An 8,320-nucleotide genomic window follows, 5' to 3' on the forward strand; every position below is an offset into this window, starting at 1 on the left:
TCTTATCACTGGTCCAAACGGAACGGGGAAAGAACTTGTGGCACACCAATTACACGAAAAAAGTGAACGAGCAAATCATCCATTAATCGAAGTGAACTGCGCCGCTATTCCATCAGAATTGATAGAGAGCGAATTGTTCGGACATGTGAAAGGTGCTTTTACATCGGCCATAAAAGACCGAGCAGGAAAATTTGAGTCTGCCGATGGTGGGACAATTTTTCTAGACGAAATTGGCGATATGAGTTTGGCTGCACAAGCTAAAGTATTAAGAGCTTTGCAAGAAAGTTTAATACAACGTGTTGGCGCAGATAAAGATATAAAAGTAAATGTTCGTGTTGTTGCTGCAACCAATAAAGACTTAAAAACAGAAATTGCCGAAGGTCGTTTTCGTGAAGATTTATACCATCGTTTGGCAGTAATATTAATAAAAGTTCCTGCATTGAATGATCGCCGAGATGACATACCTTTGCTCATCGAACATTTTACAGTAAAAATAGCCGAAGAACAAGGAAATGCACAAAAATCATTTTCATCAGAAGCTATTAAATTATTGCAAGAATACGATTGGACAGGAAATATTCGTGAACTAAGAAACGTTGTAGAACGACTAATAATTCTTGGAGGAAACGAAATTTCTGAAACCGATGTTAAGCTGTTTGCGAGTAAATAAAAATAAGTTGCGAGTTTAAGGTTACGAGTTTAAAGTTTTAAAATTAATTCTATTAAGAAACCCAAAACCCAAAACCCAAAACTCGAAACCCAAAACTCGAAACCCAAAACTCGAAACCCAAAACTCGAAACCCAAAACTCGAAACCCAAAACTCGAAACCCGAAACTAATATATGATTTTAAAAAAAATAAACCCAAACCTTCAACAAGCACTAATCGAGCACAATTTACTTGAAGCAAACGAAATGCAACAAGACACTTTTTCAACAATAAAAAGTGGTGCCGATGCTGTAATTCAATCACCAAAAGGAAGTGGAAAATCTACGACTATAGTTATAAATGTAATTCAGAGAGTCGAAAAAACTATGGGCGAAAGTACACGCGCTTTAATTATTGTTGAAAACAAAGAAAAAGTGCTAGAAATGGAAGAACTTTTTTTAAAGTTTGGAACCTACACCGATTTAAGCATTCTTGGAGTTCACGATAAAGGCGATATAGATTATGACAAAAATATAATTTCTTTAGGATTAGATATTCTTATTGGTACACCAAATAGAGTTAATGCATTATTTGCCTCGGCAGGATTTAATATGAACACCATAAAAATGTTTGTCGTTGATGATGCAGATGTACTTTTTAGAAATCGAATGGACGCAATAATAATGCGACTTTCTGCAAGTGTAGAAAAAACACAACGAATTTTCTTTTGCACAGAAATTACAGAAAGAGTAGAAACATTGGCAGAAAAAATAATGATAGAACCAGTTTTTTTTGAAATGGAAGAGTAGTGTTCAGTATTCAGTTTTTAGTGTTCAGTGAGATAAATATATTTTTATAATTTTATTAAATAAAATAAAAAAAGCAACAAAAAAAAGCAATTTAAAAATGGGATTAATTAAAATATTTTCTGGAACCGAAATTCTTGCATTATCATTGCAAGAAAAAATAGAATCAACAGGAATTAATACAGTTATAAGAAATAATAATCAAGCTAATGTTTTGCCTAGTATTCAAAATGTAAAAGCTGTAGAACTTTTTATTCAAGAAACCGATTTTCCAAAAGCAAATCCTATTATTGAAGAATTTCGATTGAGTATATAAATTTGTATATTTGACATTAAATAATTAAAATTATGAATATTGCTGCAAAAAAAAATCGAATTACTTGATTGGTTACTTCATATAAATGATGAAAACAAATTAAAAAAAATTATTGCTTTAAAATCTGTTTTAGATAAAGATGTTGTTGCACATACAATTAGTGGTTATCCTGTTGATAAAGAAGAATATATTAATATGATAAAAGATGCAGATAAGAGAATTTCTTCTGGTAAATTTACAACAATTGAAGATTTAGAAAAAAGAAATTGAGAGTTGGTAAAATGACAGAACCAATTAAAATTCTTTGAGATAATCAAGCTAAATCTGATTTGAAATTAATTTTCGAATATATTAAATTAAAGTTATTTTTAAATTCTAGATATATAAAATTTTTAAAAAAAAATAAAACATTAAAAACTATAAGATATGTACCAAAAAAAATCAAGTTTTGTAAAATTATTTGCATTTGTATTAATCATTTTTCAATTTTATTCTTGTGTAAATGAACCTGTAGATTTAAGTCCAGCTATAGTAGATGGAGGTAATTTTGGGAATTCTGTTCTCGGTGAAAAGAAAATAATTCCTTTTACTGTTGAGAATATGCAAAACGCATATTTAAGTTTACTTAATAATCCCACTGCATCTAAATATCCAAGTTCAGGTGAATTATTTAAAGAAGGAGGATATCAAATTCATACTACACATTATTATGTTAAATTTCACCCACAAGATAGTCTCCAATATGAAAGAATTATAAATGATTCTATTTTAGAAGTTTCTGATGAGCCGTTTGAATATACAATTGATAGTGAAGGTGATAAATATCAAGATCCATCATTGGCAGGAACTCAATTTACATATTATTATTCAGTTATGCCTGTAGATCATCAATTTCCTCAAGATGTAAATTTTGAAATAATCGCAAATTTGCATTTTACACCAGAGGATGAAATTGGTAGTAATCCTTCAGAAATTCAAAAGGAAGAAATTGATTTTTATTATGATTTAAATCTTGAAACATTAAAATTAACTGATAATCTTGACACTGAGGATAAAGAAGAATTATTTTATTTATTTTCAATGCCAAATGGCTCACAGCAACAAATGACATATCAAGAAGCAATTAATCAAGGTCATTTTTTTAAAGATATGGTAATTGATTATAGTGAAATTGATGATGAAACTGAAAGAAGAAGAAGTTGGAATCCAAGCGGAATAATTACTGTTCATGAAGATGCGATTTTTCAGAATATAGGAGTAAACGGAGCAAGAGTTAGAGTAAGAAAATGGGGTTTTTTAGTTATAAGAAGAGCTACAACAAATAGTCAAGGTTTTTTTGTTACTTCAAGTACAAGAACAAAAAGAGTAAAATATTCTGTATTTTTTAAACATAATCCTTTGTTTGTAGTTAAAGCTGGTACAGTATTTTGGAATGCAAGAGATATTGGACATAGAACACATAAAAGAGAAGCTTGGAGAAGACATTATCAAAGTGGTATAAAGCAGTTTTATTCATTAATTCATAATGCAGCTTATGATTATTATACACGAATTTCACCTAACTATAATATTCATCATCCAGGATATTATAAAAAAATTGTCGGAAAAGATTGGTATAATACAACTTCACATCATTTAAATAATTTAACTGCAGCATTTGCTTTGTATGACATAAGAATTACTCGTGGTTCAGGTGGTGTTTACCGTGGTAGTGATGGTATTTATGCAACTACAGTTCATGAATTAACTCATGCAAGTCATAAAAGTATGGATAGCGGAATGTTTTCAGTTTTTGAAAGCGGCAGTAATAATAGATTAATTATTATGGAAAGTTGGGCGGAAGGAGTTGAAACTATTGTGACTAATGATAGATACAATATATTGACAAGCAATAATTATCAGTCATCAAGTTTAATTGATAATTCTGGTAGATGGAATTCTTTTAGACAAAGATGAAGAGCAAATCAAATGAATGAGTATACTCCATTCGTTGAAGATTTAATAGACCAATTAAATCAAAATACGAATAATTCATTTTGGCCATTAGATAGAGTTAATAGTTATAATCTTAATCAAATTCAGAGTTCGATAAATAATTGTCGGGACTTAGATTGTGTAGAAAATAATTTAAGAAATAATTATGTCAATCCTACTGAAAATAATTTAACAGAATTATTTAATTATGTAAGAGAGGTTAGAAATAATTCATCAAATTGGGATTAATTATGAAAACAAAAACTTTTATGATAATAGTAATCTTTTTTTTTATTTCATGTACGGATAGAAATGAAAAAGAGTATAGAAATTATTCTGTTGAAATTAATAATTCAACTTCTGTAGGTTTAACGATTGAAGGATATAATTCGGAAAATAATTTAATAATAAATAATAGTATCGAATCAAATAGTATTGGTGCAGAATGTAATTATCAAGCAGAAATTTTTAGTGGTTACATTTGCGGTGCAGATTCAATTGTTATAAAATTTTCAAATGGTAAAGGATATATATGCGATTTAAGGGAATCAGGTAATATTTTATGTCTGCCAAGTAAATTTATTTTTTCTGAACAGGGTTTTATTAATTTAAATAATAATAATTATCAATTTGTAATAACCGAGGATGATTACAATAATGCTTATGTTTTACCTTAAGGTTAATTATTAATTAAAATTTAGAAAGCAGTTTTATCATCAATTTTTTATGAAAGCAATTCGATTTATTTTTTTATCGCTAACTACTTTCTTTGCAATTTTATATTTATTGTACCTAAGTTATATTTACATCAACCAAGCCAAAATGGTTTTTGTAGCAAATAAACTTAACAAAGATTACACATTTCAATTCAATCAAGAGTTTAAAGAAATAAACATTCCATCCTTTGATGATGAAATTCAAAATGGAATTTTGTTTCAAACAAAAAACCCAAAAGGATTAATTTTTTACCTTCATGGAAACAAAGGTTCGGTAGATTCTTGGGGAAATAATGCTAAAACTTACACCGATTTAGGTTATGATATTTTCTTTCTTGATTATCGTGGTTTCGGAAAAAGCGAAGGTGAAATTGAAAATCAAGAACAAGTTTTTAATGATATTTCTATAGTTTATGACAAAGTAATAGCTAGTTACAAAGAGAAAAAAAATGTAATAATTGGTTATTCAATAGGAACTGGATTGGCAACTTATTTATCATCAATTAAAAATCCAAATAAATTAATTCTTCAAGCGCCATATTATAATTTTCTAGAATATTCTACTTTAAGAGCGCCATATTTTCCAAATTTTTTAAAAAAATTTCAATTCGAAACCAATAAATATATTACAAAAGTAAAATCTCAAATTTATATTTTTCACGGAAATCAAGACCAATTAATTGCAATAGATAATTCAATTAGATTACAAAAAATATTAAAACCAAATGATGAACTCTTCATTCTAGAAAATCAAAACCATATTGGAATAAATGAAAATCTTGACTTTCAAGAAAAACTATTTGAGATATTAAAATAATTATAGTATGAAAAGAATAGTTGTAATTTTTTTATTTTTTTTATGTATTTCATGTCAAAAAGTAAAATACACCACAGAGGATTTGTTTCTTGAAGAATTAAAAGAATCTTCAGCTTTTTATGAAGATGAAATAAAATCAATTGAAGCATCTATTAAAGTTAGATACGAAGAGTACGGCTATAATTCTGAAAAATTTGATACATTAAATAGGATTAATGATAAAATTGATAAATTATTTAAAGATTTAAAAACTAAAACTCTAAAAAATAAAATTCAATATCAATTAAATGTAATTCAAGAAATAAATAATTTAAACTCTGAATATAAAATGGAAGTTATTGATACAATTAAATTGAAAAATCTAAATGAGGAAATGTTATTTTATTATTTAAAGACAAAATTTTATAAAAAGCAATATCATAATTATTACAATCATTTAAAAGGTTTGCCAATTTATTGTGGCTTTAAACAAATTTCTAAAAAACAAGCTGAATTAATTAAAATTATTGAAGATTCTAACATTAAATAATCCTTCAAAAAATCTATCTTTGCATCTTCAAAAAAATTAGTAGAAGATGGCTTTCATCTTCTAACTTCCAACTTTATAAAAAATGATTACAGTAAACGATATTTCCGTAAATTTTGGCGGAACAACTTTATTTAGCGATGTTTCTTTTGCTATAAATGAAAATGATAAAATTGCCTTGATGGGTAAAAATGGTGCAGGAAAATCTACACTTTTAAAAATAATTGCAGGAGAATCTAAACCTTCTTCTGGAAATATTTCTGCTCCTAAAGATGCTATTATTGCCTATTTGCCTCAACATTTATTAACTACTGATGGCGCAACAGTAATGGAAGAAACTTCAAAAGCATTTGGTGAAATCTTTAAAATGAAAGCCGAAATAGATGAAATAAACGAGCAATTAACCATTCGTACTGATTATGAAAGTGACCAATACATGAAATTAATTGAACGAGTTTCAGATTTAAGTGAGAAATTTTATGCCATAGAAGAAATAAATTATGAAGCCGAAATCGAAAAAATTCTTGTTGGTTTAGGTTTCGAAAGAGAAGATTTTACACGTCAAACATCGGAGTTTTCTGGTGGTTGGAGAATGAGAATTGAACTTGCTAAAATTCTTTTACAAAAGCCAGATTTAATTTTGCTAGATGAACCAACCAACCACATGGATATAGAAAGTATTCAATGGTTGGAAGATTTTTTAATAAATTCTGCCAAAGCTGTAGTTGTAATTTCTCACGATAGAGCATTTGTTGATAACATTACCAACCGTACTATTGAGGTTACAATGGGAAGAATTTATGATTATAAAGCCAAATATTCTCATTATTTAGAACTTAGAAAAGACCGAAGAATTCACCAACAAAAAGCTTACGACGAGCAACAACGAATGATTGCAGACAATCAGGAATTTATTGATCGTTTTAAAGGAACTTTTTCTAAAACTTTATCAGTGCAATCTAGAGTTAAAATGCTAGAAAAAATTGTTCCAGTTCAAATTGACGAAATTGATACTTCAGCTTTAAAATTGAAGTTTCCACCAGCAATTCGTTCTGGTCAATATCCAGTTATTGTTAAAGATTTACATAAATCGTATGGCGATCATTTAATTTTTAAAGATGCAAATATTGTAATTGAACGTGGCGATAAAGTAGCTTTTGTAGGTAAAAATGGCGAAGGAAAATCTACAATGATAAAAGCCATAATGAAAGAAATTAACATTAATGGCGGAAGTGTAGAAATTGGTCACAATGCACAAATTGGATATTTTGCTCAAAATCAAGCATCATTATTAGACGAAAACGGAACCATATTTTCAACAATTGATGATATTGCTGTTGGTGATGTTCGTACAAAAATTAAAGATATTCTTGGAGCATTTATGTTTCATGGCGATGATGTGACTAAAAAAGTAAAAGTACTTTCTGGTGGCGAAAAAACGCGACTTGCAATGATAAAATTATTACTTGAACCAGTAAATTTATTGATTCTAGATGAACCATCCAACCATTTAGACATGAAAACCAAAGACATAATAAAAGATGCTCTACGCGATTTTGACGGAACTTTAATTCTAGTTTCTCACGATAGAGATTTTCTAGACGGTTTGGCAACCAAAGTTTTCGAATTTGGTAACAAGCGTGTAAAAGAACATTTTGAAGACATCAAAGGATTTCTTGCTCATAAAAAAATGGAAAATTTGAGAGAAATAGAAAAATAAACTTTCTTTATGGAACTAGTTTTTATTTTTATTAATCATTTCTCTTAAAAATTGGATTTCGTCTTTTAAAGATTGAATAAATTTTTCATTTGTTTCATGATATAAATTTTGGACTTGTTGATGACCAATAAATGTTGCTCCATCATGGTTATTTTGATTATAAACTGTATTTGAGCTAATTTCTAAAATTTCATTTATAGGAGTTTCAAGAATTTCAGCAATTTTAAAAAGTCTATCTACAGATAAAACTGTTTCGTTTTTTTCAATTTTGGAATAAGCTGGTTGACTCATATTAAGTTTGTGAGCCATATATTCATGAGAAAATCCTCTGTTTTTACGAATTTCCTTGATTTTTTCAGAAATTGCTTCCATAACTTTTGATTATAAATTAGATTGTAAAAGTAATGATTATTTTTAAAAAGTTATAGTTTAGTTAAAAAATTAAAGTAACATTTGTTATAACAAAAACTTCTCGAGAATTAATTTTGTTTAAATTTTTTTAATTAATCTTTGCTTCTTAAATGTAGAAGCATTAAAAACCTTTAAATTTATGAAAAAATTATTTTTATTTTTAGCAGTATTTATGATTTCTGCAAGTTCGTTTGCGCTTGTACCAAGGTATGAAGTTAACTTTACATCTTCTTGTGGTAGAGCTGCTACTTTATCAACAAATGCACCATTTGGTTCAGCATCATTAACAGCAGAACTTACATCTTTAAATAGTTATTTGTGTCCTGGTGCTGGAGCGATTACTATTACATATAATCCTTAACAATAAATAATATTTTAGGTCTTGT

At 28.0% G+C, this 8,320-nt stretch carries 12 protein-coding genes; 11 read left to right on the top strand and 1 reads right to left on the bottom strand.

Going from position 1 to position 8,320, the window contains the following annotated elements:
• The 10 genes from ACH2BO_RS04340 to ACH2BO_RS04385 form a co-directional block, all read left to right on the top strand.
• Window positions 1–670: sigma 54-interacting transcriptional regulator (locus ACH2BO_RS04340; RefSeq protein ID WP_395043529.1), on the top strand; the 670-nt coding region annotated here is incomplete at its 5' end.
• A gap of 172 nt (window positions 671–842) precedes the next feature.
• A complete protein-coding gene (locus ACH2BO_RS04345) occupies window positions 843–1,457 on the top strand; it encodes a DEAD/DEAH box helicase (protein WP_395043530.1) in 615 nt (204 codons plus the stop codon).
• Window positions 1,458–1,554: 97 nt separating this feature from the next.
• A complete protein-coding gene (locus ACH2BO_RS04350; protein WP_395043531.1) occupies window positions 1,555–1,770 on the top strand; it encodes a putative signal transducing protein in 216 nt (71 codons plus the stop codon).
• Between the two features lie 39 nt (window positions 1,771–1,809).
• Complete coding sequence (locus tag ACH2BO_RS04355; RefSeq protein WP_395043532.1) at window positions 1,810–2,040, top strand: hypothetical protein; 231 nt, start codon at window positions 1,810–1,812, stop codon at window positions 2,038–2,040.
• A 156-nt stretch (window positions 2,041–2,196) separates the two neighbouring features.
• A complete protein-coding gene (locus tag ACH2BO_RS04360; RefSeq protein ID WP_395043533.1) occupies window positions 2,197–3,726 on the top strand; it encodes a hypothetical protein in 1,530 nt (509 codons plus the stop codon).
• Between the two features lie 12 nt (window positions 3,727–3,738).
• A complete protein-coding gene (locus tag ACH2BO_RS04365) occupies window positions 3,739–3,993 on the top strand; it encodes a hypothetical protein (protein WP_395043534.1) in 255 nt (84 codons plus the stop codon).
• Between the two features lie 20 nt (window positions 3,994–4,013).
• Window positions 4,014–4,421, top strand: coding sequence for a hypothetical protein (locus ACH2BO_RS04370; protein WP_395043535.1), 408 nt, complete (start codon window positions 4,014–4,016; stop codon window positions 4,419–4,421).
• Between the two features lie 49 nt (window positions 4,422–4,470).
• Complete coding sequence (locus ACH2BO_RS04375) at window positions 4,471–5,277, top strand: alpha/beta hydrolase (protein WP_395043536.1); 807 nt, start codon at window positions 4,471–4,473, stop codon at window positions 5,275–5,277.
• A 7-nt stretch (window positions 5,278–5,284) separates the two neighbouring features.
• Complete coding sequence (locus tag ACH2BO_RS04380) at window positions 5,285–5,806, top strand: hypothetical protein (RefSeq protein WP_395043537.1); 522 nt, start codon at window positions 5,285–5,287, stop codon at window positions 5,804–5,806.
• A gap of 82 nt (window positions 5,807–5,888) precedes the next feature.
• Entirely contained in the window at window positions 5,889–7,523 is a 1,635-nt protein-coding gene (locus tag ACH2BO_RS04385) for an ABC-F family ATP-binding cassette domain-containing protein (protein WP_395043538.1), read from the top strand.
• Between the two features lie 15 nt (window positions 7,524–7,538).
• Here the strand turns inward: ACH2BO_RS04385 and ACH2BO_RS04390 are convergent, their stop codons facing one another.
• A complete protein-coding gene (locus ACH2BO_RS04390) occupies window positions 7,539–7,895 on the bottom strand; it encodes a helix-turn-helix domain-containing protein (RefSeq protein ID WP_395043539.1) in 357 nt (118 codons plus the stop codon).
• 178 nt (window positions 7,896–8,073) lie between these two features.
• Here ACH2BO_RS04390 and ACH2BO_RS04395 point away from each other — a divergent pair, with 178 nt between their 5' ends.
• On the top strand, window positions 8,074–8,295 hold the full coding sequence (locus ACH2BO_RS04395) for a hypothetical protein (protein WP_395043540.1): 222 nt from the start codon (window positions 8,074–8,076) through the stop codon (window positions 8,293–8,295).
• Window positions 8,296–8,320: the final 25 nt, after the last annotated feature.

The sequence above is a fragment of the Flavobacterium sp. genome, from assembly GCF_043773265.1.
In the GTDB taxonomy this organism is placed as follows: Bacteria; Bacteroidota; Bacteroidia; order Flavobacteriales; family Flavobacteriaceae; genus Flavobacterium.

Coding starts and splice junctions, on each gene's coding strand:
- ACH2BO_RS04345 (WP_395043530.1), top strand. CDS start 843: ATGATTTTAAAAAAAATAAACCCAAACCTTCAACAAGCACTAATCGAG.
- ACH2BO_RS04350 (WP_395043531.1), top strand. CDS start 1,555: ATGGGATTAATTAAAATATTTTCTGGAACCGAAATTCTTGCATTATCA.
- ACH2BO_RS04360 (WP_395043533.1), top strand. CDS start 2,197: ATGTACCAAAAAAAATCAAGTTTTGTAAAATTATTTGCATTTGTATTA.
- ACH2BO_RS04365 (WP_395043534.1), top strand. CDS start 3,739: ATGAATGAGTATACTCCATTCGTTGAAGATTTAATAGACCAATTAAAT.
- ACH2BO_RS04370 (WP_395043535.1), top strand. CDS start 4,014: ATGATAATAGTAATCTTTTTTTTTATTTCATGTACGGATAGAAATGAA.
- ACH2BO_RS04375 (WP_395043536.1), top strand. CDS start 4,471: ATGAAAGCAATTCGATTTATTTTTTTATCGCTAACTACTTTCTTTGCA.
- ACH2BO_RS04380 (WP_395043537.1), top strand. CDS start 5,285: ATGAAAAGAATAGTTGTAATTTTTTTATTTTTTTTATGTATTTCATGT.
- ACH2BO_RS04385 (WP_395043538.1), top strand. CDS start 5,889: ATGATTACAGTAAACGATATTTCCGTAAATTTTGGCGGAACAACTTTA.
- ACH2BO_RS04390 (WP_395043539.1), bottom strand. CDS start 7,895: ATGGAAGCAATTTCTGAAAAAATCAAGGAAATTCGTAAAAACAGAGGA.
- ACH2BO_RS04395 (WP_395043540.1), top strand. CDS start 8,074: ATGAAAAAATTATTTTTATTTTTAGCAGTATTTATGATTTCTGCAAGT.